The organism is Variovorax sp. YR216 (genome assembly GCF_900107745.1).
Lineage (GTDB): Bacteria > Pseudomonadota > Gammaproteobacteria > Burkholderiales > Burkholderiaceae_C > Variovorax.
Map to the genome: position 1 here is coordinate 181,377 of NZ_FNRO01000010.1, position 25,524 is coordinate 206,900.

Sequence of the window (25,524 nt, forward strand, 5' to 3'; positions counted from 1 at the left end):
AGACGCTCGCACTACGACTTCATGAAAGCATTGCCATTCGGACCGGGACCTGGATGCCCCATGCGTCCTCTTCCTCTGGAAGGCCGCCCGAATAGGCTTGATGTGTCCGGTTGTGAAAGTCTTGCAGGTTGACCTTGTTATTGTTGTTGCGAGTGAGGCTAAGAGCCGTCAGCGTCACCTCGCGACCGCTTTCTCCGTAGACGCTTGTGAACCAGCGCTTGGTGAGACTGAGCATAGGATCATTCCCACCCATGACGTTGTCCAGAGCCGTCTTGCAGGTCGCCTCTTTGATGAAGAGACGCTTCGCGAGTTCAGCCGCTGTCATCTTCACATTGGCACCCGTCGGGCCCTTCATTGGCTGAATTGCCTCGAAGCGCGCCATGTGCCACCACTGCTCCGCGTGACGGCCCTCGTGGTAGAAGGTCTCCGCGAGATCGACAAAGTGATCGCTCTTCGCATTCACCACGCCTCGATTGTCATCGAAGAGATCATTGCTAATGTCGATCGACCAGGGCTGAAAGTCGAACTGTCCGAGTACGCCCGGAGGAAGGTCTTTCACGTCGAGCCCGGTGACTGGCATGTTGACACTTCGATGGACATTCGAAAGAGCATCGTGAAAGAACTTTGCGCGTTCCAGCGGACTCTTTCCCGTCCACTTGGTTGCAAATCCACTCTTAAGTTCGGACACGTACGCATTGACACATGCCGTGTCGGTCATCGTAGTCATGAAGATTCTCTCCTAACGAGTGGTTGGATTCGGGTGATCGGACTAACGGAAACGTCGCCCAGAGTCCGTGCCGCGAGCACGCCAGAACTCATCTTTTGAACCATATACAGGGCCACAATGGTGTCCTTATTGGTGATGATCGGCGCCGATGCCTCACATGAGCATCAATTCCTTTCGCTTCGCGCGCACGAGTGCAGCATTGTTTGCGGCCAACAGAGCTTTCTTCTGATTGATCAGCGCGGCGGTGTCGGCAATCTTCTTGTTGATCTCCGCAATCATTTCTTCCAGTGCCGTGAAATCAGATTTGTAGTCTACGAGCGCCGCCTTGAGATCATCGTTGTGTTTCTTCTTGTAGTCGGCTATTTTCATGCCATTCACTTGCTGGCTCAATTCGTTGACAGCCGTCTCCAGATCGTTTTGCTGGGCAATGAGACCATTTATCCTATTGAAATTGGCAAGATCACGGGCGCGATCCGCCGACATCCGCACATCGTAGATGTAGAAGTTTTGAATGATGATCTCGTTGTTGAAAAAATCCTGACTGCTGAATTTGTTTTCCATCACGCAAACGAACAAACTCATGCCCGGGATGATGTCCTTCTGCATAATCTGCTTCGACAGGTCGGTCTCGGTTCCTGTCTTGATCGTTGACAAGATCCCTGAGATGGCCTGAAATGCCGCGTTTGCGATGATCGCTTCCGTTCCTGCCATCATCGTTAGAAGATTCTGGGTGACGGGGGCGATCGTGCTGCCCTTGGCGCAGGCAGCCGTAGGAACCGCGTCGCCTTTCTTCGTGGGTTCGATGACGGTGGCTTTTCCTCCGAAGAGCGCACTTCGGACGCTGTCTATCATCTCGATGACTTTGTCGAGCGACCAAGTCGACGCCGTTGCCAGGTGCTGGTAAGAGCCACTGGCCAAAGGTTGGGCGTCGGTCCATTTCCCAGCTTCATAGAATTTCTTGATCTGCCCATCCAGTACCAGCTGGGCAGCGGCCGTTGCCTTGTCCAATTCGGCATTCCTTTCATCGATGTACTTTTGAAACGCCTTGTTCTTTGCGCCTTCTTCTTCAATTGTTGCAGCGTGTCCCATACAAGTCACCTTTCAGGTTTCGTTGAAATTGCATGCAAAAAGAATTTGCTACCCTAAGGCATTCAACGCCTTTTGAGGGTGGTCGACGTTAAACGATGAAAAGACTCTTGCGCAAGCAGCTGGTCGCCGTCTGAGACGGCATGTCGATTTTCGAGTTCATCGCCGCGTTTCGGACAAGGCGTTGATTTCATTAAAGAAAATGACGCGGAACCATCCACTGCAACGAGATTGAGACAGAAGCGTAAATCGGCGTTATTTTGCAGCCAAGGTCTTGCCACATGGGAGCGAAGCGCTATCTGAAACGTAGCGTTTCGATCACCAAAACGGTGCTCGTAACTTATGTGTCTTTATGCATTCAATTGCATTTGAGTACCTTTGATTTAAATTCAAAAGCATTCATTTTCGAGCTTTGGGTTTACATCTTCTAGCTATCTCGACCTCGTGGCTCAACTCGGGGCCCGCCGTGGTCGGGTGAGCTACGACGAGCCGAATTGGGAGTGCAAGAACGAGTGGTGGCGCTTCTGCCGCGTCGACGGTCGGCCTTGGGCGTGGGACGCACAGAGTGTGGACACAGGGACATTACGGGTTTTTTATCCTCTGCTGACCCAACTGTCCCCGAGGAAAAGGGATTTTTTACGGCTTTTTTTCCGAGCCACGGGTCCTCTTGGCTCTGGGAGCCGGATATCACCTGGGGCCTGCTTTATGACTTTAATATGGGCAAACAGGTGCAGCCAACCAATGCCAAAGGAGGCATCCATGCTGGGACTGATGCAGGACCGACCGCTTCTGATTTCATCGCTGGTTGAGCATGCGGCCACTTTTCATCCCGAGACGGAGATCGTCTCGCGCCGACCCGAGGGCGGAACCCATCGCACGAACTGGCGCGGCATCCGCGACCAGTCGCGGCAGGTGGCGGGCATGCTGCGCGACCTCGGCGTGCGGCAGGGCGACCGCGTGGGCACCCTGGCCTGGAACTCGGACCGGCATCTTGCGCTGTACTACGGCGCATCGGGCTCGGGTGCGGTGCTGCACACGGTGAACCCGCGGCTCTTTCCGGACCAGATCGACTACATCATCAATCACGCCGAAGACACGGTGCTGTGCTTCGACGTGACCTTCGCGCCGCTGGTCGAGAAGCTCGCACCCAGGCTCAAGACGGTGCGCCACTTCATCGCGATGTGCGGCCGCGCGCACATGCCCGCGATCGACGTGCCCAACCTGCAGTGCTTCGACGAGCTGGTGGGCGCCCAGAGCACCGACTACACATGGCCCGAGTTCGACGAGCGCACCGCGTCGTCGCTCTGCTACACGTCGGGCACCACCGGCAATCCGAAAGGCGTGCTGTATTCGCATCGCTCCACGGTGCTGCATGCGCTGATGGAACTCGCGCCCGACACCTTCGGCCTCAACTCCGGCGAGACGCTGATGCTGATCGTGCCGATGTTCCATGCCAACGGCTGGGGCGCGCCCTACGGCGCCGCGATGGTCGGCGCCAGGCTGGTACTGCCGGGCCAGTTCCTCGATGGCAAGAGCGTGTACGAGATGATGCGCGACGAGAAGGTCAGCTTCTCGCAGGGCGTGCCCACCGTGTGGCTGATGCTGTTCCAGTACCTCGACGCCAACCCCGATGTCGACGTCGGCGCGTTGGCGCTCAAGCGCGTGGGCATCGGCGGTGCGGCCGTGCCGCGCGCGATGCTGGAGCGCTTCGAGAAACAGTTCGGCGCTGAGGTCGTGCAGGGCTGGGGCATGACCGAGACCAGCCCCATCGGCGTGATCAGCAAGCTCCTGCCCAAGCATGCGTCGCTGCCGAGCGAAGAACTGGTGAAGATCAAGCTCAAGCAGGGCCGCGGCGTGTGGGGCGTGGACCTGAAGATCGTCGACGACGAGGGCAAGCCGCTGCCTTGGGACGGCAAGGCCTTCGGCCACCTGCGCGTGCGCGGTCCGTGGATCGCGAGCGGCTACTACAAGGCCGAGGGCGGCGCGGTGACCGACGAGGAAGGTTTCTTCAGCACCGGCGACGTCGCGACCATCGACCCCGACGGCTTCCTGCAGCTGGTGGACCGCGCAAAGGACGTCATCAAGTCCGGCGGCGAATGGATCTCTTCCATCGATGTCGAGAACGCCGCCGTCGGTTGTCCCGGCATCGCCGAGGCCGCGATCATCGGCGTGGCGCATCCCAAGTGGGGCGAGCGGCCGCTCTTGATCGCGGTCAAGCGGCCGGGTGTGAACGTGGACAAGCCCGCGGTGCTCGAATACCTTGCGAGCCGCATCGCCAAGTGGTGGTTGCCGGATGACGTGGTGTTCGTGGGCGAGCTGCCGCACACCGCGACGGGCAAGCTGCTCAAGACGAAGTTGCGCGAGCAGTACCGCGACTACAAGCTGCCGACCGCGTGAAGTTGCGTCTCTCTTGCATAAAGAGAACTTTCTCACGTCTTGTTCGAAACAAATTTCGTACAAGTGCCCTTCCTGACGGACACTCGCAGGCGCGAACCCGGCGCCTGCCACGTTCATGTGCGCGGCGCAACATGGCGTCGCCAGCGCGACCTGCCCGACGGCGAGTCGTCGAAGCCGACGAGGTACGATAAAAGACTTCGTCGGCCGAGACGCCGTCGCCCCACACCAACAACAATTTTTTCAGTGAGCCGAGATGGGCAAGATCTTGCGTGCGTGGACATTCTGGATTCGAGCGGAACTGCGCGGGGAGTGCAGCGACCACCTGGATGCCACCGTGCTCAAGAGGCTGCGGGCGGCAGAGGGCAATCGACGCGCGGCGGCGCTTTTCCGGGACCTGAATGACGGGACGACCGAGGTCGTGGTCGTATCGGTCTGGGACTCGATGGAAAGCATCCGCGCCCATACGGGTGACCCGCATACCGCGCCGACCATCGATCCGGGCGACGTGCGCAAGCTGTTCGATCGAGAGCCGAGCGTGCGTCACTACGCGCTTTCCGACCCGCACGTGGTCGCGACGCTTCCCGCCGAATGGACGGGGGCCGACAGGGACTGACGACGCAGCGCTTCGAACCGGCTCGGCGCTCACGCGCCTGACGGATCTGCGTCGAAATCCGTCCCGCGGCTCACGGATTCCCATTCGCCGAAGCTGCGCGCCTTCATCGATCTCGCCAAAGATGCCGGGGCTTGCAATGGCGGGCGCCGGCCCCAGTTCCGGGGAATGACCGAATCGCTGCACATCGTCTGTCCGCACTGTCAAACCACCAACCGCGTGAGGCGCGACCAGCTCGGCAGCGCGCCGGATTGCGGAAAGTGCCACCAACCGTTGTTCACCGGCCACTCGACCGCACTCGATGAGGCAGGGTTCGACCGGCATGTCGCGCGCAACGAGATCCCGGTCCTGGTCGATTTCTGGGCGCCGTGGTGCGGCCCGTGCCGCCAGATGGCGCCCGGCTTCGAACAGGCCGCCGCGCGGCTGGAGCCGAACGTCCGGCTGGTGAAGGTCGACACCGAGGCGGTGCCGTCGCTCGGGGCGCGCTTCGGCATCCGCAGCATTCCGACGCTGGCGCTCTTCAAGGGCGGGCGCGAGATCGCGCGGCAGGCGGGCGCGATGGGTCCGGCCGACATCGTCCGCTGGACCGAAGCCCACGCGCGCTGATGGCCATCGCCGGCCGATACCATCGGCCGGATGACGCCAGAGAAACCCGCCCGCCGGCCGCGCATCTATCTCGCCGGCCCCGATGTCTTTTTCCCCCATCGCGACGATGTCTTCAGGGACCTGAAGAACCGTTGCGAGCGCGCAGGGCTGATCGGTGTCGCACCGATCGATGCGCCGATCCAGCACAGTGCCGCCGATGGCGAAGACCGGTTCGCGCAAGCCATCTACGACGGCAACGTCGCGGTGATTCGCGATGCCGACGGATGCATCGCCAACCTGCAATCCTTCCGTGGCCTGGAGCCCGATTCGGGCACTGTGTTCGAGGTCGGGTTCGCCGTGGCGCTCGGCAAGCCGGTCGTGGTGTACGGCGTTCCGCCCGGGACCTATGCGGAGCGTGTTTCCGCCGTGCTCGCATGCGAGCGGGACGCGAAGGGCGCGTTGCGCGAGAAGGCCAGCGGAAACACGGTGGAAGGACTCGGCCAGCGACTCAACCTCATGCTTACCCGGTCCACCCATCTCGTGCCGGATGCCGAATCGGCGATCGCCTTGATGGCCAGGCTGCTGGGCGGCCATTCACGAGGGTGATGGAAGTATTCAGCCCGGCTTAAGGGTCGCGGCCGAGACTGGCACTTCTCAGAGAGGAATGCCCGATGTCGTCACAACCACAAGTCCTCAACTCCCGACAGGTCAGCCATGTGCTCGAACTGATCGAAATCAATCTGCTCGCACCTGGCGAGGCGACTCGAAAGCTCGAGGCGTTGACGCAGGCTGGTGAGTTCTCCCAGACGGAGTGCTACGCGATCCGCATGCTGCTCGTGCTCGACCATGTCGACATGGTCAGCGCGCTGCGTGAAGCGAGCGAAGACGACGAAGCGCTCTCGCTGGTGCGCGACCGCCTCGCGCACGAAGCGCGAGTGGTCTGCGAAGGGGGCTGAGTCTAACGATCGTCAGAGACTCTCGGCCGGCCGATACGGCCAATACGGGCCGCTCAGTCGTGCAGTCGCTTCGCGATCAACTCGCGCAGTATCGACAACCCCGGCGCCTCCGTCCGCCCCGCCAGCGTGACCAGCCCGAAATGCGCGCCGGTTGCGATCGCCGGTCTCACAGGCAGTTGAACCAGGTCCGGCGCGGCCGCGTGGATCGCAAACAGCACGGCATCGCTTTCGCGCACCACCTCGACCAGGCTCGATAGCTCGTTGCAGCGCAGACTCACGCACTCGTCGGGATGACCCTGCGGTCCATAGGCTTCGACCATTTCGCGCATGACTTCGTCGCCCAGCTTCGTCGATGCGATGGGATACAGGCGCACTGCGTCGAAGCCGATCGCGCCACGCTTGCGCGTGAGCGGATGGCCACGCCGGCACATGAATCCACCCTTCATCTCGACCAGGGGCTCGACGCGAAGGTCCGTCGCCGGCCGGAACCAGCGCGCCTCCAGCACCGCCGCATCGAGTTCGCGATTGCGAAGTGCCTGCAGAAGCCGGTCTCCATCGCCGTGAAGGACATCGACGCGAATCGGCGCGCCGGGCTGCGCCATGCCGATCAGAAGTGGTTGGGTCAACAGGGCGCCGGGTCCCGAGCCGAGGCCGACGCGAAGCGTGCCTGAGCGTCCGCCGTGCTTGCGCCCGCCGGACGCGCCCAGCTCGTCGGCGTCGAACACCAGTTGACGAGCCCGCTGCAGCACTTCATGCCCGAACTGGGTGAGCTCGCTGCGCCGACCGACGCGATCGAACAGCTTCCGGCCCAGCTCATCCTCGAGCGTCCGGATGCTACGGCTCAGCGCCGGCTGCGTGAGGAAGAGCGCTTCCGCGGAACGGGTGAATGAAGCGGTCTCGGCGAGCGAGATGAGGTGCCGAAGCTGTACGAGCGTCATTGCCGGGGCCGGGTCATGGGTATGAGTTCGAATTATGGCAAGGCCAAAAACAATGCATTGGACTTGGGATCGCCGGCCTTCTAGATTCCGGTGCCCCATAACGATTTCCATCACGAGACAACCGATGCATCTGCCATCCCTTCGCAAGCTTTCCTTTTCCATCCTGGCCGCTTTCTCCATAACGCCGGCCGCATTCGCGGAGAAACCCGCGCCGCGCCTCGACGCCCTCGTCGACGGCATGTACCCGCAACTCGAGACGATCTACAAGGACATCCACGCCAACCCGGAGCTGAGCTTCAAGGAGACCCGCACCGCCGCCAAGCTCGCGGCGGAAATGCGTGCCATCGGTTTCGACGTCACCGAGAAGGTGGGCGGCACCGGCGTCGTCGCGATCTACAAGAACGGCCCGGGCCCCACGATCCTCGTGCGCACGGAACTCGATGCGCTCCCCATGGAGGAAAAGACAGGCCTGCCGTACGCCAGCAAGGTCAAGGCCGACTGGAATGGCCGCGAGACCTTCGTCGCGCACAGTTGCGGGCATGACATCCACATGGCGAGCTGGATCGGAACCGCGAAGACGCTGGTTGCACTCAAGGATCAGTGGAAAGGCACCTTGATGTTCATCGGCCAGCCGGCCGAGGAGGCGGGCGGTGGTGCCAAGGCCATGCTGGCCGACGGCCTGTTCAAGCGATTCCCCAAGCCCGACTTCGCGTTCGCCTTGCACACGAACCCATCGCCCTATGGGTTCGTTGGCTACCGGGTCGGGCCCATCACCTCTTCGGCCGACGCCCTCGAAATCACGTTCAAGGGGCGCGGCGGACATGGATCGGCGCCCGACAAGACCATCGACCCGATCACCATCGCCGCGCACTTCGTCACCGACGTGCAGACCGTGGTCAGTCGCGAGAAGGATCCGTTCGAGTTCGGTGTGGTGACGATCGGGTCGATCCAGGGCGGAACCGCGGGCAACATCATTCCCGATTCGACCGTGCTTCGCGGCACGATCCGCAGCTACAAGCCCGAGGTGCGCGAGAAGCTGCTGGAAGGCGTCCGGCGCACCGCCAAGGCATCGGCAGCGATGGCGGGTGCGCCCGAGCCCGTGATCGACTTCGGGGATGGCGGCGCGGCTGTCATCAACGACGAGGCGGTCGTCCAGCGCACGGTCGCCGCGCTCAAGTCGCAGCTGGGCGTTGCGCAGGTCGTGCAGGTTCCGCCCATCACGGCGAGCGAAGACTTCTCGGAGTATGTGAACGCGGGCGTGCCGTCGATGTTCTTCTTCGTTGGCGTGAGCGACCCCAAGCAGGTCGCCGATTCACTGAAACCTGGCGGCAAGCCGCTGCCGTTCAATCACTCGCCCTTCTTTGCACCGGTGCCGGAGCCGTCGATCAAGATGGGGGTGCAGGCGATGACGACGGCGGTGTTGAGCGCGATGAGCAAGTGACGGAACACCGACCGCCCGGCCCAGGCACGGGATGCCAAGCTCAAGACACCGACGTCTTGATACCTGTCGAATCCTTCTGGGGCAGCAAGGCGTCCAGGACGAAACGTGTCGGTCCGCTGGCGCCTCGGTCGCTGACCGCGAGACCGAGCTGCCGCCACAGGGCCGGGCTGAGCGGACGGACGGCGATGCGGTGATCACGCGCGTGCTCGTGCGACTCCTCCGGCAGCAGCGCCGCTCCATAGCCCGCGGCGACCAGTGTCCTGATCGCATCGTTGTAGTTGAGTTCGATGCGCGGCCGGCAATGGACGCCAGCCGCTGAGAACCATTCTGCGGTCAGCCGGTAGAGACGCGTGGACGAGTCGTTCATGATCAACGGTCGCTGGGCCAGCCACTGCGGGGTCAGCCGCCGGGGCGCCTTCCAGGCCGCCGGCAGAAGAGCGACGACAGCCTCGCGCCGCAGAGGCGCGACATGGACGCCCCGCGCAGGGGCCCGCGGCAGCGCCACGATCGCCAGGTCCAGGCCTCCTGCGGCGAGACGGGCCATGCTTTCGTTGGATGTCAGCACCTGCACGTTCACCTCGACGCCGGGATGCTTCAGGGCAAGACGTTCGAGCGCGGGGGGCAGCAGGTGCGCAATGGCGCCCGTCGAGGCACCCACTCGCACGCGGCCCGTTTGGCCGGCGAGTTGACGCCGAACGTCCTCGACTGCGTCGTCCGCGTCCGCCAGCAGCCTGCGGGCACGCGCGAATGCTTCCCGCCGATGTCTCGGGCGTGCGCATCCACGAATGCCTGACGGAGCGATACCGCGATGCTGCGCATGTTCGCGTGCTGCCGATGTCGTCTGCCGCTCCGTTGGCCGAATTGGACCCGCAAGTCCACAACGGATCGAACGACATGAGTCTGGCCGTTGCATGCAACGAGCGCACGGATCAGATCGTCCTCTGTGCGGTTCTCGACAATCTGGGCAAAGGTGCAGCGGGCGCCGCCGTGCAGAACCTGCGATTGATGACGAGCGCCGGACAGACAGGTAACGCGTGGAGCTGACCACGCTGGCGCGCCGATGAGTTTCGTCACGGGGGCACATCCACGACCCACCCGGCTTCGCGGGTATTGAACCGGTCGCGCGTTCCCCGGAATGAACTGTTCGTGTTGCACGAAAAAGAAAGACTCACGAATGAAAACCCTTGCGCCCCTCATCCTGTTTGCCGCGTGCGGCGGCTTCTCCATGTCGGCCGGCGCGCAGTTCGCCAAGACCGAAGACGCCATCAAGTACCGCCAGAGCGCGATGTTCATCCAGAGCCAGCACGTCGCCCGCCTGGGTGCAATGGCCGCCGGCAGGGTGCCCTACGACGCGACGACTGCAGTGGCCAATGCGGAAGCCGTGGCCGAGATATCGAAGCTTCCCTGGGCCGGGTTCGGGCCCGGCACGGAAGGCGGCAAGGCCCAGCCGGACATCTGGCAGGAGCAGGCGAAATTCAAGGAGCTGGGCGAGAGATTGATGTCCGATACGCAGAAGCTCCTGGTCGCCGCGAAGGCCGGCAACCTCGACGCACTGAAAGCCGCCATGGGGCCCTTGGGCGAGACCTGCAAGACGTGCCACGACAACTTCAGGAAGAAGTAGCCCGCACGCCCAGCGCGCCGACGTCCGCACGAGGAACGTCTGGCCGCGTCCCGTTACTAGTCGACAAAGACGGTATCGTCCGGCGCCTGCGGGGGGATCTTGATCGCGATGGCCTTGACCGGGCCACTGGTCACCAGCGTACCGGCATGCGGGGTGCCCTTGGGAATGATGATGAGCGTGCCCGGCTTGAAGTCCCGACGCTCGCCGCCGAGCCACATGGCACCTGAACCCTCGATGATGTACTGGATCTCGTCCGAGCTGGCATGAATGTGCTTGTTCACATTGCCCGACTGGATTCCGATCGTGGCGTTGTCAGTCACGACCAGCGCCTTGCCGTGCATCTCGGGGTTCGATGTCGCCGGCGGCGTACGGATCGGTGGCGCGGAAAGTGTGCTCCGATCCGGTCCGGGCAGTCTCCGGATCTACGCGCGAATCCATTGTCTAGGCTTTCCTTCATTCAGCGCGCATCGATGCGACCATAAAGCCCGTGATGCTCGTCGTTGGGCCCGGCGGCGAAGAACAGGGTCGTCGTGGGCTGGTTTGCGATGCCGTTGCCGAAGGCGATGCCCCACAGGCCGTCGATCACCAGCGGCGCGCCGCTGCCGTCCGCGAGGGTGCCCAGCATGGTGCCGCTGTTGGGATCGTAGGCATTGATCGTGCCGTCGCCAAAATTTCCCACCAGCAGCGCGCCATTGAAGGCGCCGAAGCCGCTGCCTGGCGCCATCGCCATGCCCCAAGGCGCGTTGAGCGCGCCGCCCATCACCAACTGCTTGATGAAAGTACCGGCGGTGTCGTAGACGGCGATCAGGCCCAGGCCGGCGCCACCCACCTCGTCATGTGCGTCCCCATCCTGCTTCGCGTAGCTCACGTAGATGAGATTGCCCAGCGCCTGGATGCCGAAGGGGGCATAGCCAAGAGGCAGAAGCGGGTTCTTGAAGGCCCCGTTGGCGGCGCTGGGCTGGAAGCTGCCGTTGAACACGTCGACCGCGCCGTTGTGGAAATCGGTGGCATACAGGAAGTTGGCGCCCCCCTGGCTGGCGATGGCCAGGCCCTTGTAGACCTTGCCCGCGGCGCTGCCGTCATAGACCGGGACTGCCGTGGTGGCTTCGACGGTGGGCGACCAGGCCGCCAACATGCCGCCTTCCGTCGCAAACACAAAGAAGCTGGGGCCGCTCTTGCCACCGCTCGTCAGCATGAAGTCGGTGCTGCTGCCGTTGAAGACAATGCCGGTCGGGCTGGGCGGGGTGCTCACGACCAGCGACTGCGGCACGCCATTGCCGTCATACAGGGTGGAGCTGTTGGTGCCGTTGTCGGCCACCCAGACGAAGCCTTTCGGATTGAAGGCGATGCCCCAGGCGTTGACCAGATGGGTGTCGCGGTTGGTCGTGCTGTACGCGCCGAGGGCGACGTCGGACACCAGGCTGGTGGCGGTGAAGCTGCCGGCGGTCGCGGGTGGCGGGGATGGGGACGTGGGCGTCGATGTCGGGATGAAAGGCATACTGCTTCCGCCGCCGCCACCACAGCCTGACAGGGCGATGGCGATGAGCGAGCCGATGAGAAGTGGCCTGCGCGGTATGGACGTGCTCATCATGGATCTCCGGAGTTGGTCGTTGCGGCGCCGGGTAGCGCGCGACGGTGAATTCCGGCGAAGGCCGCGGCGGTTCATCGCCGGGAAGGTAAGGAAACGCAAGCGGCCTCGCCCGGCCGCGCCGCACCGCGGTCTAGCGTGCCGGTGCGATGCGCTCGGCATCACGTCGCACGATTTCCTTGACCATCGCGTCGAACTGGCGGGCCATCACGGTCTGCAGCGCGATCCGTCCGATGACCGGCGGCACGTCGAAATCGGGCACCAGCCGCCCGGAGTAGGACAGCCGCGTGTAGCCGGAGGGCAGGCTTTCGACGGTGTAGCGGCCGTCCAGTGCCTTGAGGTTGCCGCCGATGGCGCGCGCCGCAACGCGGGTCTGCGGTGATTCGACGACCGAGAGCTTCACTTCCACCGGCTGGCGGAAGAAGAGAAACACCAATTCCCCGCTCTGCTCCACGATCACGCGATCGGCGTCGCGCTGCAGGACGCGCGAGCTGCGCATGTAGGGGATAAAGCGCGGGAGATGGTCGTAGTCGGTGATCACGCTCCACACGGTGCGCGGATCGACCGGCATCTCGGCGGAGACCTCGACGATGATGGTCTCGTTCTTCCGATGCGTTTCGATGTCGACGCGCTGGGCGGGCGATGGCGCGCTGAGCAGCAACGCGGTTGCGCCGAGCACGAGCAGCTTGTCTGCCCGGCTCATGGGCTCATCGGCGCGCGAGCGCGGATGTCGAAGCGGACCTTGAACGCGTCCTCTACCTGAAGTGCGCCGCCGAGCAGCGAGAGAGGGGTGATGCCGAAATCGGATTGCTTGAGTTCCATCGAGCCGACGACGCGCAAGGCGTCCTGCGTTGTGATGAGTTCCATGGGCACGGTCGACGTCCGGGTGGCTCCGAGCAATGTGATCGCGACCGATCCCGACGAGGGATTCTTCGCATCCACATCGCGCACCTGCACGAGCGCATACGGAAACTCCTGAATCCGCAGCACCTTGTCCTGCATGTTGGTCCGCGTGCCTTCGATGTCTGATGCGGTCGGCTGCGTGTCGAGACCCGCCTCCGTTCGCAGTGCAGGCTCATCGACGGTGAGATCGCCCAGCGGCATGTAGAGGTCCGCGCGGCCTCGCGCGGGCGCGACAAAGCCCTGCAGCGAACGGCTGGCGATGACGTGGTCATGCCCGAGACGCGCGAGCGATCCGCCGCGCCGCACGGTGAGCACCACGAGCGCGTCGTTCAGGCCGACGCGATACACCGCCTCGCCCTGGGCCGCCAGGCGCTCGTAGACGTCCGCGGGAAAGCCCTGCGGCGCACGCACGAGCGCTGCCTCCGGCACTGCCTGCTGCTTCGGAGCAGATGCGCACGCCGCCAGCACCATCGCGAGCGCCGCCACCACCGCGCGCGCAACAATGGCGATGGCCATCGCTTTCATGCGGCCTTGCGCAACCGCACCTTGAACGTGACCGTGACATCCGCACCGATGGTGTCCGTCTCCGTCCATTCCCCGGTCCCGATGCCGAAAGCGCTGCGCTTCACGACGAACTTGCCTTCCATGGTCGCGGTGCTGCCCGATTCGCTCCACGAGAACGGCACTTCGACCGCCTGCTGGACACCCTTGAGCATGAGCGTGCCGCGCGCGACGAAGGCGTTGGGTTGCACGCGCCGGATCTCGGTCGCGTGGAACTCCGCTTGCCGGAACCGTGCGAAGTCGAACCATTCGGCACCTGCGATCACCTTGTTGATGTCGGCGCTCGCCATGTCCGCACTCGCGATGTTGATCGTCACGTCGAGCCGGCCCGCATCCTCCTTCGCCGGGTCGAGGCCGAGCTTGACGTCGAACTCGCGGAAGACACCGGGCGCAGGTGTCTTCTCGAACGTGGCCGCGAATTCGAGGCGGCTGCCGGCGGGCTCCAGCTTCCAGTCGGCCGCGCAGGCCACGCCGACGTGGAAGGCAAGGCCGGCGAGCAGGGCGGCGGTGGCGGCGGGTTTTCTCATCGGGATGTCGTGCTCCATGGAAGCATGCGGACCAGCACATCATCGCGCTTGACGTAGTGATGCCGCAGCGCCGCGGCCACGTGGATCACCAGCAGCACGATCAGCGCGATGCCCAGCGCCCCGTGCACATCCGCGACGACCTCGGCCAGGTGGCGGTCTGTGGGCGCGATCGAAGGCAGCGGAATCCGCCAGTAGATGCTGAACGGCACGCCGGCGGCCGAGCTGACCACCCATCCGGTGAGCGGAATCGCGATCATCGCCGCGTAAAGAAGACCGTGCGTGAGGCCTGCCGCGATGCGCTCCCAGTGCGGCATGTTCGAAGGCCAGGGTGGTGGGTGATGCGTCGCGCGCCACGCCAGACGCACCACCACGAGCGCGAGCACGAGCATGCCGGTCGACTTGTGCCATACGAAGAGGTCGAGCTTGGTCGGCGACAACCGCCAGGCCACTGCCATCCATCCGACCACGAACTGCGCCAGGATCAGCACGGCGATGGCCCAGTGCAGGAACCTGGCGACGGCACTCCAGCCTGCACTGAAAGAAGCGGGCGGATCCGGCCGGTCAGTCGAGCGGCTGGTAGGCATCGATCTCATCGATCGGCATGTCGCTTCGCAACGCGCCGGCCGGAGGGTGGCCGTCGTGCGCGATCGCCTGCAGCTCGGGCACGAGCGTCAGCAGTCGGCGGGTCAACCAGTACAGGTGCGAAGGATCCAGCGGATTGCGCTGTTTCAGCACGCCGATCAGCCGTTGCGGCCGGTTGCCGAGGGGAAGCTCCGTCAGCGGTTCGAGGATCGTCGCGAGCTCGTCCCGCACATGCTCATCCACGAGGTCATGCTCATCCAGGCTGCGCCAGATCGCTCGCACCGCGCGCTCGCACAAGCCGTCGGGGCTCCACGAGCTCATGGGCATCGCTGGCGCGGAATGCGTCGCGCCGTTGGCAAGACTTGTTGGCGAAGGCATGGGTTGCTCCCTCAACGCGCCCCCACGATACGCCGCGCCCGTGCCGATGGCAACGCCGGCCCCGGCAAGCGTCGCCGGAAAGCCGCCAAACTTGTTACTCCCCACCGCGGGCGCTCCGGTGACAGACTGGCCTTTTCCAGACCAGGAGATTGCAGCCATGACCTCATCAATCCAGAGGATGCACACACCGCCAGTCGTTTCGCCGCAGGCGTGGGAAGCAGCCCGCGAGCAATTGCTCGCCAAGGAAAAGGCGCTGACCCACGCGCGCGACGCGATGGCCGCCGAGCGCCGGCGAATGCCGTGGATGGCGGTGGAGAAGCCGTATGTCTTCGAAGGTCCTTCGGGCAAGCGAAGCCTGCAAGAGCTGTTCGACGGCCGGCGCCAGCTCATCGTCTACCGTGCCTTCTACGAACCCGGCGTATTCGGCTGGCCCGAGCACGCCTGCCGGGGCTGCTCGATGGTGGCCGACCAGGTCGCGCACCTGTCGCACCTCAACGCCCGCGACACCACGCTCGTCTTCGTCTCGCGCGCACCGCAGGCGGACATCGCACGGCTGCAGAACCGGATGGGCTGGGCGCACATCCCGTGGTTCACCGTCACCGACAGCTTCGATGCCGATTTCGGCGTCGGCGAATGGCATGGCACCAATGTCTTCGTGCGCGATGGCGATCGCATCTTCCGCACCTACTTCGTCAACAACCGCGGCGACGAGCAGATGGGCGGCACCTGGAACTACCTCGACATCACGCCGCTGGGCCGCCAGGAAGTCTGGGAGGACTCGCCCGAGGGCTATCCGCAGACCCCGCCCTACAAGTGGTGGAACTGGCACGACAGCTACGCCGCGGATGCCGAGCCCGACAAGAAGTGGGTGGAGGTGTCGGACGCCGGCGAGGCGGCGTTCCGGAAGGATCACTCGAGGTAGTAGGTCTGGATCGGCTCCGCCTTGCCCTTGACCACCGCTGGCGGCATCGGCCGCAGGCGGAACCGGTTGTCGAGCGCGCGGCGGATGTCCTCGGTGATCAGCAGGTCGACCTCGTACTTGCTGGTCAGTCCCTCGACGCGCGACGCGACGTTGATCGGGTCGCCGGTCACGCTGAACTTCGACAGGCCCGCGGTGCCGATCACGCCGGCCACCACCTCTCCGCCGTGGATGCCGACGCCGAAGCGAAGCTCCGGCAGGCCCTTCTCGCGCAGCGTGGCGTTGTAGCGCGCCAGTTCGGCGCGCATGTCGAGTGCGGCCAGCACCGCGTCGCGCGCTTGCCAGGGGTTGGGTTCCATCGCGCCGAACAGCGCCAGCAGGCCGTCGCCGACGAATTCGGTCACGTGGCCGTGATGGCGCGTGATCGCCAGCGTCATGTGGCGGAAGTAGTCGTTGAGGATGCTCACGGTGACCGCGGGATCGAGCCGGTCGCACAGCGCGGTGAAGCCGCGCAGGTCGGCGAACAGCATGGTCACCTGCCGGCGCTCGGGCGCGAAGGTGTCCCCGCCGTGGGTCAGGCGCTCCACCACGTCGGCCGGCACGAAGCGCTCGAACTGGCGTTGGAGCTGCTCCAGCTTGTCGTCGGTGGACAGCAGCAGCTTTTCGAGCTGGCCGTTCTGGTGCCGCATGCGCAGCGTCACCGCGGCCAGTGCCACCAGGGCGGCGGCCCCGAGCGCGACGAGTACCCAGCCCAGCGCCATCACTCCAGGAGCATCGCGAGCCGGACGGTGCCGTTCGCGAGCGCTGCAACGCCGATGGCTTCCAGCAGCGCGGCCGGGCCGAGTTCGGCGCCGAGCGCGCGGGTCTTCTGCTGGATCGATGAGGGTTCGTAGTAGACCGTGTCACGGGCCCACGAGAGAAGGCCGTCCTCGCGCTGCGGCAGGCGCGGGGAGTGCAGCGTGCCGAGGGCGTTTTCGATTTCGTCGCGCCCGAGGCCTTCACCCTCCAGCAGCCGGATCGCCTCCGCCTGGCAATGCGGACAGCCGAGCGTGCGTCCCACCACCGCGAACATCAGCACCTTGGCGGTGCGGCTCAGCTCGCCGGACTCGAAGGCGCCGTCGAGCGCCGCCTTCATGATGCCGGCCGCACGCAGGCCGGCAAGCGGCGCGAGCACCCCGCCGAAGGGGCCACCCGTCAGCGCTGCCGCATCCGGGAGCGCCTGCGCCGGGGCGTCCGGCTTCTTCATGACGCGCATCGCAATGGCGATCACCCAGCGCATCGGGCCGGCGGCCATGCGCTCGAACTTCTGCTCGGGCGGGCATGCCATCAGCGTGCTCACGCGGTTGTAGAAGCAGCCGAAGGAGATCGCGAACGCGATCTCGCCGACCTGCGTGGGCGTGTAGCCGCTGGCGAGCAGCGCGGCGCGCTCGGCCGCGGCGGGCCGGGGCTTCGACCGCGCGAGGCGGCGGCAGAAGGCGATGTAGGCGCGCTGCTTCTCGTCGAGCTCGGCCAGGAGCACATCGCGCTCGACCTGCTGGATGAAGGACTCGCGATAGCCCAGCACCTTCATGAAGGCGCGGTTGGCGCCGTAGCAGTAGCGGCATGCGTTCTCCTGTGCCGTCACCATGCTGCCCATGCGGTGCAGCCGCTCGGGCACGGCGGCGGGCATGTAGTTGGTGGCATGGTAGGCGGCCTCGCGCAGCCAGGGGATGGACGCGACGCGCCGGTCCACTTCGAGGACCTGGGCGCCGCGCCGCTTGAGTTCGGCTTCCCATTCGGCATTGGGCGACGCCGGCAGCACCGGATCGCTCCACTGGATCTCGCTCAACAACATCGCCATTGGGCACTCCACCGGAATTCGAAGAAACGCATCTGCGCCGGCATTTCACCGGCCCGGAGGCGGATTCTGCCTTCGCGGCGCCCGGTCGCCGAAGCTTTGTTGCCGGTGCTACCTGCGCCGCCTGGAATCCAGCGCCGCTCGGCTCGCGTTCGCGAGCAGTTCCGCGAAAGCCTCGGCTGCCGGCGACAGGCTGCGCCCGCTGCGCTTGATGATGCCGATGGGCCGGCTGATCGCGGGCTTCTCAAGCCGCACGCCGACGACCGAGCCCGGCCTGCGCGGCAGCGTGAGCTGCGGCACCACCGCGACGCCCATGCCGTGCTCGACAAGGCCGATCAGGGTCGAGACGTGCCGCACTTCGCAGACCGGACGGGGCAGGGGTGGCAGCTCGGCCAGCGCCTGGTCGATGAAGAGGCGGTTGCGGCTGGCCTGCGATACCCGCGCGTGCGGGTAGTCGGCGAGCTCCTCCCAGCCCACGGAGCGGCGCCTGGCCAGCGGATGCCCCGCGGCAACGGCCAGCACGTACGGCTCCTTCAGCAGCGGAGTGAACTCCACCTCCGGGTCCTGCATGCCGATGTAGTTGAGCGCGAAGTCCGCCTCGCCCTGCTTGACGGCGGCGAGCACCTCGTCCGCGCCTTCCTCGATGATGCGCACCAGCACCCGCGGGTGCTGAGCGCGGAAGGCGTTGATCACCGGCGGCATGAAGTGGTGGATGGTCGAGAGCACCACGCCGATGGTCACGTCGCCGGCCTCCAGTTCGGCCGCGTCGCGCAGGCTCTGCACCGAGCGGTCGAGTTCTTCCATCAGGCCGCGCACCTGCCCGAGGAAGCGCTGCCCGAGCGTCGTGAGGGCGACGCTGCGCGTGGTGCGGTCGAAAAGGCGCACCTCCAGCATGTCTTCCAGGTGCGAAATGCGGCGCGACAGCGCGGGCTGCGAGAGATACAGCGCACGCGCGGCGGCGGCGAAGCTTTGTGTCTCGGCGACGGTGACGAAGGCGCGCAGGTCCGCGAGCGAGGGTTTGGTCATGGCGATACATTCATGCAGGAATTGCAATAAAGCACCAGAAACTTGCAATTTACCGCAAGGACGCGAATGGCGAAGATCGCGCCACAAAACAAGGAGACAACGACATGCAACGCCGTCATCTACTGCAGGCTGCGGCGGCCGCGGTCGCGATGCCGCACCTGGCCTTCGCGCAGAGCTATCCGACCAAGCCGATCCGCTACATCGTTCCGGTGGCCGCCGGCGGCGGCAACGACATGATCGCCCGCGTGGTCGCCGACCGCTGGGGCCGGCTGCTCGGCCAGAGCATGGTGGTCGACAACCAGAGCGGCGGCGGCGGCGTGGTCGCGAGCCAGGCCACTGCGCATGCCGCGCCCGACGGCTACACGCTCATGCAGGGCTACGTCGCCACGCACGGCACCACGCCCGCGACGCGCAAGGTGAGCTATGACGCGATCAAGGATTTCACGCCCATCGGCATGATCGGCGCCACGCCGAACGTGCTCACGGTGAACGCCTCGGTGCCCGCGAACACGGTCGACGAATTCATCAAGTACGTGAAGGCCAATCTGGGCAAGGTGAGCTACGGCTCGGCCGGCGCGGGCTCGCTCACTCACCTGACGATGGAGCTCTTCAAGCAGGAGACCGGGGCCGTCATGGTCCACATCCCCTACCGCGGCATTGCGCCCGCGATCAACGACCTGCTGGGCGGCCAGACGCAGGCGATGTTTCCCGGTCTTGCGGCGGCGTTGCCGCATCTTCGCTCGGGGCGCATGCGCGCGCTGGCCGTCACTGGCAAGGCGCGAAGCGCGCAACTCAAGGATGTGCCGACGATGGAAGAGATCGGCTTCAAGGGCTTCGACGCGATGCAGTGGTATGGCTCGGTCGGCCCGGCCGGCATCCCGCCGGACATCGTGAGGCGCCTCAACGAAACGCAGGTTGCGGTGCTCAAGTCGCCTGACCTCGCGGAGAAGCTCTCGGGCGAAGCGGTGGAGCCGTGGCCCATGACGTCGGAAGAGTTCGGCCAGTACATCGCCTCGGAGATCTCGCGGTGGACGGCGCTCGCCAAGGCGCGCGGCATCCGGCTCGACGACTGAATCCGCGCGCGGATTCCCTTTTTCTTTCAACCCCGTAACCGACTCAGATCCAGTGGCACGCAATACGCACGTTCCCGCCGATACCTCGGCACCCCCGGTCACCGCCATCCTTGCCCGCTTCGTCTCCGGCCATGCCTCGCGCGGCTGGAGTGACGCAGTCGAGCGGGAGGCCCATCGCACCTTCTACAACTGGCTCGGCTGCGCTATTGGTGCGGTATATCATGAAGCAGCGAACGCAGCGCTCGGGGCAGTCCGCCTACTGCAGCCCGCACCGCAGGCCACCGTGCTCGGCAGCAAGGAGAAGGTGGACATGGCCAGCGCCGCGCTGGTCAACGGCATCACCTCGCACACCTTCGACTTCGACGACACGCACCTGAAGACCATCATTCATCCCGCCGGCCCCGTGGCCTCGGCGGTGCTCGCGCTCGCGGAGCATCGCGGGGCGAGCGGCCGCGAAGTGATCGACGCGCTGGTGCTCGGCATCGACGTGGCCTGCCGCATCGGCAACACCATGTACCCGGACCACTACGACCGGGGCTGGCACATCACCGGCTCCACCGGCATGCTGGGCGCGGCGGCCGGTTGCGCGCGCCTGCTGGGCCTGGACGAGAAGAAGACCGCGATGGCGCTCGGCATCGCGGCATCGCAACCGGTCGGCTTTCGCGAGCAGTTCGGCACCATGACCAAGCCCTTTCATCCGGGCGGTGCCGCGCGGGCCGGCCTCATGTCGGCGCTGCTGGCGAGCCAGGGCTTCACCGCGAGCGAGCGCGCGCTCGAAGCACCGCGTGGCTTCGTGCAGGTGGCCTCGGACAAACGTGCGTGGAACGAGGTGACCGACGAGCTCGGCGAGCGATTCGAGATTTCCTTCAACACCTACAAGCCCTTCGCGTGCGGGATCGTGATCCACCCGAGCATCGATGCCTGCGTGCGCCTGCGCGAACAGGGCATCACCGCCGATCAGGTGCAGCGCATCGAGCTGCGCGTGCATTCGCTGGTGCTCGAACTCACCGGCAAGATGGAGCCGAAGGATGGGCTGCAGGGCAAGTTCAGCGTCTACCACGGCTGTGCTGCCGGCCTGCTCTTCGGACGCGCGGGCGAGGAGGAATTTTCCGACGCGGTGGTGAACGACCCGCGCGTGGTCGCGCTGCGCAACAAGGTGCAGGCGACGGTGGACGACAGCATCGACGAAGCAGCGGTGCGCGTGGCCGCGGTGCTGACCGATGGCCGCCGCGCGGAAGTGAACGTCGACCACGCCATCGGTTCGCTGGAAAACCCGCTCACCGATGCACAGCTCGAGGCGAAGTTCTCTTCGCTCGTGGCGCCGGTGCTCGGCCAGGCGCGTGCGGACGAGATCACCAGGCACTGCCGCACGCTGGCTTCGATGCCCGACATCCGCACGCTGACGGCGCTTTGTGCGGCGTGATGAACCCATTTCTTCCGGACCTGACGTGACACAAACCACACCACTGCGCATCGGCATCCTCGACGGCGACGAAATCGGGCACGAGATCGTTCCCGCATCGGTCGATATCGCGCGCGCCGCTGCCGAACTCCATGGCGTGCAGATCGACTGGCATCCGTTGCCCATCGGCGCACGCGCGCTCGAAACGCACGGGCACACGCTGCCGCCCGGGACGATGGCGACGCTGCAGACGCTCGACGGATGGATCCTGGGGCCGATCGGGCATCGCGCCTATCCCAAGGGGCCGAACGCGATCAACCCGCATCCGATCCTGCGCAAGCAGTTCAACCTGTTCGCCAATGTGCGGCCGACGCGGTCGTATCCGGACATCGGCTGCCTGCACGACGGCGTGGACCTCGTCATCGTGCGCGAGAACAACGAGGGCTTCCAGCCCGATCGCAACATGGTCGCGGGCACGGGCGAGTTCCGGCCCACGGACGAGGTGACGCTTTCGGTGCGCGTCATCACCCGCGCCGGCAGTCGCCGCGTGGCACGCGCGGCCTTCGAGCTCGCGCGGCAGCGCCGCAAGCACCTGACCTACGTGCACAAGGACACCGTGTTCAAGCTGAGCTGCGGCATGTTCGTCGAGGAATGCCGCAAGCTGGCGGCCGAGTACCCCGATGTGCGGGTGGACGACGTGATCGTCGACACCTTCGCGATGCGACTCGTGCGCGATCCGCAGAGCTTCGACGTGGTGGTCACGACCAACATGTTCGGCGACATCCTGTCTGACGAGGCTGCGGGGCTGGTCGGCGGGCTCGGCATGGCGCCGGGGCTGTGCATCGGGGACGGCGATGTCGCGATGGCGCAGGCCACGCACGGCTCCGCACCCGACATCGCGGGGCAGGGCATCGCGAACCCCTACGCGATGATCGAATCGACCCGCATGATGTTCGAGTGGCTGGGCCACAGCCGTGGCAACGAGGGCGCGGTGCGCATGGCGGCATCGATGTCGAAGGCGACTACCGCGGCGGTGGCCGACCGGCAGGCGCGCACCGGCGACATCCGGGGCACGGGCAACACCGCGTCGTTCACGCGGGCGGTGCTGAACAACCTGCACGCCTGAGGTCCGCGATGCAGTCCTACTGGATGCAGACGAACGGAGCCGATGCCGTGCTTGAACTGCGCGACGTGCCGATCCCCGTGCCAGGCCCGCAGCAGCTGCTGGTGGGCGTGCATGCGTCGTCGCTGAACCGCGGCGAGTTCCTGCCCGGGCACGGCAAGGCCGGCGCATGGAAGGCGATCGGCGGAGAGGCTGCCGGCGAAGTGGTTTCGGCAGGCGCGGAAGTGACCGGCTTCGGACTGGGCGATCGCGTCATGGGGCGGTGTGCCGGATCGTTCGCCGAGTACGCGTTGCTGGATGCCGCCGAAGCGATCCCGATGCCAGCGAACCTCAGCTTCGAGCAGGCCGCGAGCATTCCGCTGACCTTTCTCGTCGCCTTCGACATGCTGGTGCTGCAGGGCCGGCTGAAAGCAGGCGAGTGGCTGCTGATCAACGGCGTTTCGTCGGGCGTCGGCGTGGCCTCGCTGCAACTTGGCAAGGCGCTGGGTGCGAAGGTGATCGGCACCTCGGGTTCGGCCGACAAGCTGGCATCGCTGCAATCGCTGGGGCTCGACCTGGCACTGTGCACCCGGCAAGCCGACTTTGCGCCGGCGGTGATGGAGGCGACCGCAGGGCAGGGCGCGAACCTGATCGTCAACACCGTCGGCGGCACGGTGTTCGCCGAAGACATTCGCTCGCTCGCTTTCGAGGGCCGGCTCGCCACAGTCGGCTATGTCGATGGCGTGGTGCACGCCGACATCGACCTCGAAGCGCTACACGCGCGGCGGCTCACGCTCTTCGGCGTCTCCAACAAGCTGCGCTCCCGGGAACAGAAGGCCGCGGCGGTGCCGCGCTTCATCGCCGAGGTGCTGCCGCACTTTGCCGCGGGGCGCATCGTCCCGCGCATCGACCGGGTGATGGATTTCGCGCGATTGCCCGAAGCCAAGGCGCTGATGGAAGCCGGCGCGCATGTCGGAAAGATCGTACTGAGATGCCGGACGCGGCCTGATTCGGGATCCGGTCAAAAGTGCAAGGGTCAAGACGAATGAAAGACGATTGCTCCAGCGTGCGGCGCGCCCTGTGCGGCGCCGGTGCCTTGATGCTCGCGGGCTGCGGCGCGAAGCCTCCGGCCGATCTGCGCGCGGTGCGCAGCGAGCTTGCGCCGACGGGCACGCTGCGCGCGGCCATCAACTTCGGCAACCCGATCCTCGCGACGCGCGGCAAGAACGGCGAGCCGCTGGGCGTGTCGGTGGACCTTGCGCGTGAAGTCGCCAAGCGCCTGGACCTGCCGCTCGAACTGGTGCAGTTCAACTCGGCCGGCAACGTGGTCGAGGCGTTGAAGGCCGGCAAGGTCGACATGGCATTCGTCGCGATCGATCCGGTGCGCGGCGCGGACATGGACTACACCGCGCCCTACGTGATCATCGAAGGCGCGTACCTCGTGCGCAAGAGTTCGCCCTTGCAGCGCAACGAAGAGGTCGACCGCGCAGGCACCCGCGTGGTGGTCGGTCGCGGCAGTGCCTACGACCTGTTCCTGACGCGCGAGCTGAAGCAGGCCACGCTGGTGCGTTCGCCGACCTCCCCGGCGGTGACCGACATGTTCCTCTCGCAGAACCTGGATGTGGCCGCCGGGGTGAAGCAGCAGCTCGAATCTGATGCGCAGCGCGTCGGTAACGTACGCCTGCTGCCGGGCCGCTTCATGGTGATCGAGCAAGCCATGGGCGTGCCCAAGGGCCGCACCGCGGCACAGCTCTGGCTGAGCGACTTCATCGAGCAGATGAAGCGCACCGACTTCGTGGCTGCCGCGCTGAAGCGGCACGCCATCGAAGGTGCGGCCGTCGCACCCCCACGTGCGGGCTGAGGCCCGCACGGTTTTTTTGCAACCCTGTTGATGGAGATTCCATGAAGCGATTGAACCGACTGGCCGCCATCGGCGCCGCCCTTGCCGCCCTGGCATTGCCCGCCGTGGCGCAGAACGTGAAGGTGACGCCACTGGGCGGCATCGACGGCGAGTTCTGCCCGCAGGACCGGGCGCTGGTCTTCGAGGACCCCAACGGCACGCGCGTCCTCTACGACCCGGGCCGCACGGTGGCCGGCCCTTCGGATCCTCGGCTGGGCAAGATCGACATCATCCTGGTGAGCCACATGCATGGCGACCATCTGGGCAATGCGCACAACAAGGCGCCCAACTCGGGCACCTGCGAAGCGCCGGACATGTCGGTGTCGTCGATGCCCAACTCGCTCGCGGTCGAGATCGCGCTCGCGAAGAAATCCAAGATCGTCACCGGCAGCGAAATGCCGCCGTTCTTCGCGGCCAAGCTGATCTCGACAATTAATGTCGCGAACTGGCAAACATAGTCGCGAACTCACAAATATAGTCGTGAATTGGTCTGCCGAACTTCAGCGATCGGGGGAGACCGATCATTCTGAACTGGACCGCTTCGACAACGACATGGGCTTGCAGCGCCTGTTTCGTGAGAGCTTGATCGCAGCATTTCCCTGCGATATGTGGCGCGGTTTCTTGCCCTCTGCCTGCTGTGACGAGAGTCTCCGATCGCGATGCTTCGGCTTCGCGGACGAAATGTTCGGGGATCGCCCAAACTGAGCCGCAGCTGTTGAAATGCTGCAATGCGTCAAAATGAATCCTATAGGATGTAGACCTATTGGTGTCGCCATGCCGAAATATCGAGCATGAAAGGTGCGACGAATCTGTCGAACGGCTCGGAATTTGGCCAAGCTCTCAAGACAGTTCGTCTTGCGAAAGACATCACCCAAGAGAAGTTCGATGCAGTATCGAATCGGACGTACGTAAGTGCGCTGGAGCGCGGGTTGAAGCAGCCAACGCTCCAGAAAATAGATGAACTCGCCGGGGTGCTGGGCGTGCATCCGCTCTCGCTCTTGACGCTTTGTTATCTGAAGCGGCCTAGCGCTGCATCGGTCGAAAAGACCTTGCACGCAATTCAGACGGAACTTCAAGAGTTGCTGCTGTCGCGAGATGGATAGCTTCGAATTGCCATAGCTCCCGAGCCGCTAGGGAGATGCTGATCAATGAACGACGTCGTCGGATCTGAGGACATCACGAAGCGATGCGGTCGCGATTTTGGTCGACTTCGCGCGGTGAGGCCCGCCAGCCGGGCGCTTTGCACCTCTTGCGAGGCCACTTTCGATGTTCAAGACGCACCTCGGCCATGAGCGATCAGCAACGAACTCTTGGCGATGACCAGATTGGCCAATCCGAACAGGCTGAACAGCTGTGCCTGGTTCT

30 protein-coding genes are annotated in these 25,524 nt (G+C 65.0%); 16 read left to right on the plus strand and 14 right to left on the minus strand.

Annotated elements, in window-relative coordinates; all coding sequences use genetic code 11:
- Positions 1-19: 19 nt before the first annotated feature.
- A complete protein-coding gene (locus BLW05_RS23085) occupies positions 20-727 on the minus strand; it encodes a hypothetical protein (protein ID WP_143044900.1) in 708 nt (235 codons plus the stop codon).
- A 153-nt stretch (positions 728-880) separates the two neighbouring features.
- Complete coding sequence (locus BLW05_RS23090) at positions 881-1,816, minus strand: hypothetical protein (protein ID WP_093165897.1); 936 nt, start codon at positions 1,814-1,816, stop codon at positions 881-883.
- Positions 1,817-2,572: 756 nt separating this feature from the next.
- On the opposite strand from BLW05_RS23090, the gene BLW05_RS23095 reads away from it, so the two are divergent.
- From BLW05_RS23095 to BLW05_RS23115, 5 genes are all read left to right on the plus strand, one after another.
- A complete protein-coding gene (locus BLW05_RS23095; protein WP_218135214.1) occupies positions 2,573-4,210 on the plus strand; it encodes a long-chain-fatty-acid--CoA ligase in 1,638 nt (545 codons plus the stop codon).
- A gap of 253 nt (positions 4,211-4,463) precedes the next feature.
- Complete coding sequence (locus BLW05_RS23100; RefSeq protein WP_093165899.1) at positions 4,464-4,823, plus strand: putative quinol monooxygenase; 360 nt, start codon at positions 4,464-4,466, stop codon at positions 4,821-4,823.
- Between the two features lie 165 nt (positions 4,824-4,988).
- Positions 4,989-5,426: a thioredoxin TrxC gene (trxC, locus tag BLW05_RS23105; protein WP_093165900.1), complete on the plus strand. Its 438-nt coding sequence runs from the start codon at positions 4,989-4,991 to the stop codon at positions 5,424-5,426.
- Between the two features lie 30 nt (positions 5,427-5,456).
- On the plus strand, positions 5,457-6,011 hold the full coding sequence (locus BLW05_RS23110; RefSeq protein WP_093165901.1) for a nucleoside 2-deoxyribosyltransferase: 555 nt from the start codon (positions 5,457-5,459) through the stop codon (positions 6,009-6,011).
- Positions 6,012-6,076: 65 nt separating this feature from the next.
- On the plus strand, positions 6,077-6,361 hold the full coding sequence (locus BLW05_RS23115; RefSeq protein WP_093165902.1) for a hypothetical protein: 285 nt from the start codon (positions 6,077-6,079) through the stop codon (positions 6,359-6,361).
- 53 nt (positions 6,362-6,414) lie between these two features.
- Here the strand turns inward: BLW05_RS23115 and BLW05_RS23120 are convergent, their stop codons facing one another.
- On the minus strand, positions 6,415-7,461 hold the full coding sequence (locus tag BLW05_RS23120) for a LysR family transcriptional regulator (protein WP_305517129.1): 1,047 nt from the start codon (positions 7,459-7,461) through the stop codon (positions 6,415-6,417).
- Here BLW05_RS23120 and BLW05_RS23125 point away from each other — a divergent pair.
- The gene (locus tag BLW05_RS23125; RefSeq protein ID WP_093165904.1) at positions 7,424-8,740 is read left to right on the plus strand and encodes an amidohydrolase; all 1,317 of its coding nucleotides are present in this window, start codon (positions 7,424-7,426) and stop codon (positions 8,738-8,740) included. The two genes, BLW05_RS23120 and BLW05_RS23125, sit on opposite strands and share 38 nt — an antisense overlap.
- 40 nt (positions 8,741-8,780) lie before the next feature.
- Here the strand turns inward: BLW05_RS23125 and BLW05_RS23130 are convergent, their stop codons facing one another.
- On the minus strand, positions 8,781-9,602 hold the full coding sequence (locus BLW05_RS23130; protein ID WP_371126963.1) for a LysR family transcriptional regulator substrate-binding protein: 822 nt from the start codon (positions 9,600-9,602) through the stop codon (positions 8,781-8,783).
- On the opposite strand from BLW05_RS23130, the gene BLW05_RS23135 reads away from it, so the two are divergent.
- Together BLW05_RS23135 and BLW05_RS23140 are read left to right on the plus strand one after the other, a co-directional pair.
- Positions 9,488-9,784, plus strand: coding sequence for a hypothetical protein (locus BLW05_RS23135; RefSeq protein WP_177142773.1), 297 nt, complete (start codon positions 9,488-9,490; stop codon positions 9,782-9,784). The genes BLW05_RS23130 and BLW05_RS23135 overlap by 115 nt on opposite strands.
- A 130-nt stretch (positions 9,785-9,914) precedes the next feature.
- On the plus strand, positions 9,915-10,361 hold the full coding sequence (locus BLW05_RS23140; RefSeq protein ID WP_093165905.1) for a c-type cytochrome: 447 nt from the start codon (positions 9,915-9,917) through the stop codon (positions 10,359-10,361).
- A 56-nt stretch (positions 10,362-10,417) separates the two neighbouring features.
- On the opposite strand, the gene BLW05_RS23145 is transcribed toward BLW05_RS23140, so the two are convergent.
- From BLW05_RS23145 to BLW05_RS23175, 7 genes are all read right to left on the minus strand, one after another.
- Complete coding sequence (locus tag BLW05_RS23145) at positions 10,418-10,702, minus strand: cupin domain-containing protein (protein ID WP_093165906.1); 285 nt, start codon at positions 10,700-10,702, stop codon at positions 10,418-10,420.
- Positions 10,703-10,818: 116 nt separating this feature from the next.
- On the minus strand, positions 10,819-11,949 hold the full coding sequence (locus tag BLW05_RS23150; protein ID WP_093165907.1) for a TIGR03118 family protein: 1,131 nt from the start codon (positions 11,947-11,949) through the stop codon (positions 10,819-10,821).
- Between the two features lie 133 nt (positions 11,950-12,082).
- Positions 12,083-12,652 (minus strand): SRPBCC family protein, encoded by a 570-nt coding sequence (locus tag BLW05_RS23155; RefSeq protein WP_093165908.1) that lies wholly within the window; start codon positions 12,650-12,652, stop codon positions 12,083-12,085.
- The gene (locus BLW05_RS23160; protein WP_177142779.1) at positions 12,649-13,368 is read right to left on the minus strand and encodes a YceI family protein; all 720 of its coding nucleotides are present in this window, start codon (positions 13,366-13,368) and stop codon (positions 12,649-12,651) included. Before BLW05_RS23160 ends, BLW05_RS23155 begins: the two co-directional genes overlap by 4 nt.
- A 5-nt stretch (positions 13,369-13,373) precedes the next feature.
- Complete coding sequence (locus tag BLW05_RS23165) at positions 13,374-13,940, minus strand: YceI family protein (RefSeq protein WP_177142780.1); 567 nt, start codon at positions 13,938-13,940, stop codon at positions 13,374-13,376.
- Positions 13,937-14,524 carry a cytochrome b gene (locus tag BLW05_RS23170; RefSeq protein WP_093165911.1) on the minus strand — a complete coding sequence of 196 codons (588 nt, stop codon included), beginning with the start codon at positions 14,522-14,524 and terminating at the stop codon, positions 13,937-13,939. The genes BLW05_RS23165 and BLW05_RS23170 overlap by 4 nt, the downstream gene beginning before the upstream one ends.
- Positions 14,502-14,900 carry a hypothetical protein gene (locus BLW05_RS23175; RefSeq protein WP_143044901.1) on the minus strand — a complete coding sequence of 133 codons (399 nt, stop codon included), beginning with the start codon at positions 14,898-14,900 and terminating at the stop codon, positions 14,502-14,504. Before BLW05_RS23175 ends, BLW05_RS23170 begins: the two co-directional genes overlap by 23 nt.
- 178 nt (positions 14,901-15,078) lie before the next feature.
- Here BLW05_RS23175 and BLW05_RS23180 point away from each other — a divergent pair, with 178 nt between their 5' ends.
- On the plus strand, positions 15,079-15,822 hold the full coding sequence (locus BLW05_RS23180) for a DUF899 domain-containing protein (RefSeq protein ID WP_093165913.1): 744 nt from the start codon (positions 15,079-15,081) through the stop codon (positions 15,820-15,822).
- Here the strand turns inward: BLW05_RS23180 and BLW05_RS23185 are convergent.
- From BLW05_RS23185 to BLW05_RS23195, 3 genes are all read right to left on the minus strand, one after another.
- Positions 15,810-16,580 carry an adenylate/guanylate cyclase domain-containing protein gene (locus BLW05_RS23185; protein ID WP_093165914.1) on the minus strand — a complete coding sequence of 257 codons (771 nt, stop codon included), beginning with the start codon at positions 16,578-16,580 and terminating at the stop codon, positions 15,810-15,812. The two genes, BLW05_RS23180 and BLW05_RS23185, sit on opposite strands and share 13 nt — an antisense overlap.
- Positions 16,580-17,659 (minus strand): carboxymuconolactone decarboxylase family protein, encoded by a 1,080-nt coding sequence (locus BLW05_RS23190; RefSeq protein ID WP_093165915.1) that lies wholly within the window; start codon positions 17,657-17,659, stop codon positions 16,580-16,582. The genes BLW05_RS23185 and BLW05_RS23190 overlap by 1 nt, the downstream gene beginning before the upstream one ends.
- Positions 17,660-17,767: 108 nt before the next feature.
- A complete protein-coding gene (locus BLW05_RS23195; protein ID WP_093165916.1) occupies positions 17,768-18,682 on the minus strand; it encodes a LysR family transcriptional regulator in 915 nt (304 codons plus the stop codon).
- Positions 18,683-18,786: 104 nt separating this feature from the next.
- Here BLW05_RS23195 and BLW05_RS23200 point away from each other — a divergent pair, with 104 nt between their 5' ends.
- From BLW05_RS23200 to BLW05_RS23230, 7 genes are all read left to right on the plus strand, one after another.
- Complete coding sequence (locus BLW05_RS23200; RefSeq protein ID WP_093165917.1) at positions 18,787-19,755, plus strand: Bug family tripartite tricarboxylate transporter substrate binding protein; 969 nt, start codon at positions 18,787-18,789, stop codon at positions 19,753-19,755.
- A 52-nt stretch (positions 19,756-19,807) separates the two neighbouring features.
- Complete coding sequence (locus BLW05_RS23205; protein ID WP_093165918.1) at positions 19,808-21,178, plus strand: MmgE/PrpD family protein; 1,371 nt, start codon at positions 19,808-19,810, stop codon at positions 21,176-21,178.
- 25 nt (positions 21,179-21,203) lie between these two features.
- On the plus strand, positions 21,204-22,283 hold the full coding sequence (locus BLW05_RS23210; RefSeq protein WP_093165919.1) for an isocitrate/isopropylmalate dehydrogenase family protein: 1,080 nt from the start codon (positions 21,204-21,206) through the stop codon (positions 22,281-22,283).
- An 8-nt stretch (positions 22,284-22,291) separates the two neighbouring features.
- Positions 22,292-23,308 (plus strand): zinc-binding dehydrogenase, encoded by a 1,017-nt coding sequence (locus BLW05_RS23215; protein WP_093165920.1) that lies wholly within the window; start codon positions 22,292-22,294, stop codon positions 23,306-23,308.
- Positions 23,309-23,358: 50 nt separating this feature from the next.
- Positions 23,359-24,120: an ABC transporter substrate-binding protein gene (locus BLW05_RS23220; protein ID WP_093165937.1), complete on the plus strand. Its 762-nt coding sequence runs from the start codon at positions 23,359-23,361 to the stop codon at positions 24,118-24,120.
- A gap of 41 nt (positions 24,121-24,161) precedes the next feature.
- Entirely contained in the window at positions 24,162-24,617 is a 456-nt protein-coding gene (locus tag BLW05_RS23225) for an MBL fold metallo-hydrolase (protein WP_256330456.1), read from the plus strand.
- A gap of 333 nt (positions 24,618-24,950) precedes the next feature.
- A complete protein-coding gene (locus tag BLW05_RS23230; RefSeq protein WP_093165921.1) occupies positions 24,951-25,262 on the plus strand; it encodes a helix-turn-helix domain-containing protein in 312 nt (103 codons plus the stop codon).
- The last annotated feature ends 262 nt before the right edge of the window (positions 25,263-25,524 follow it).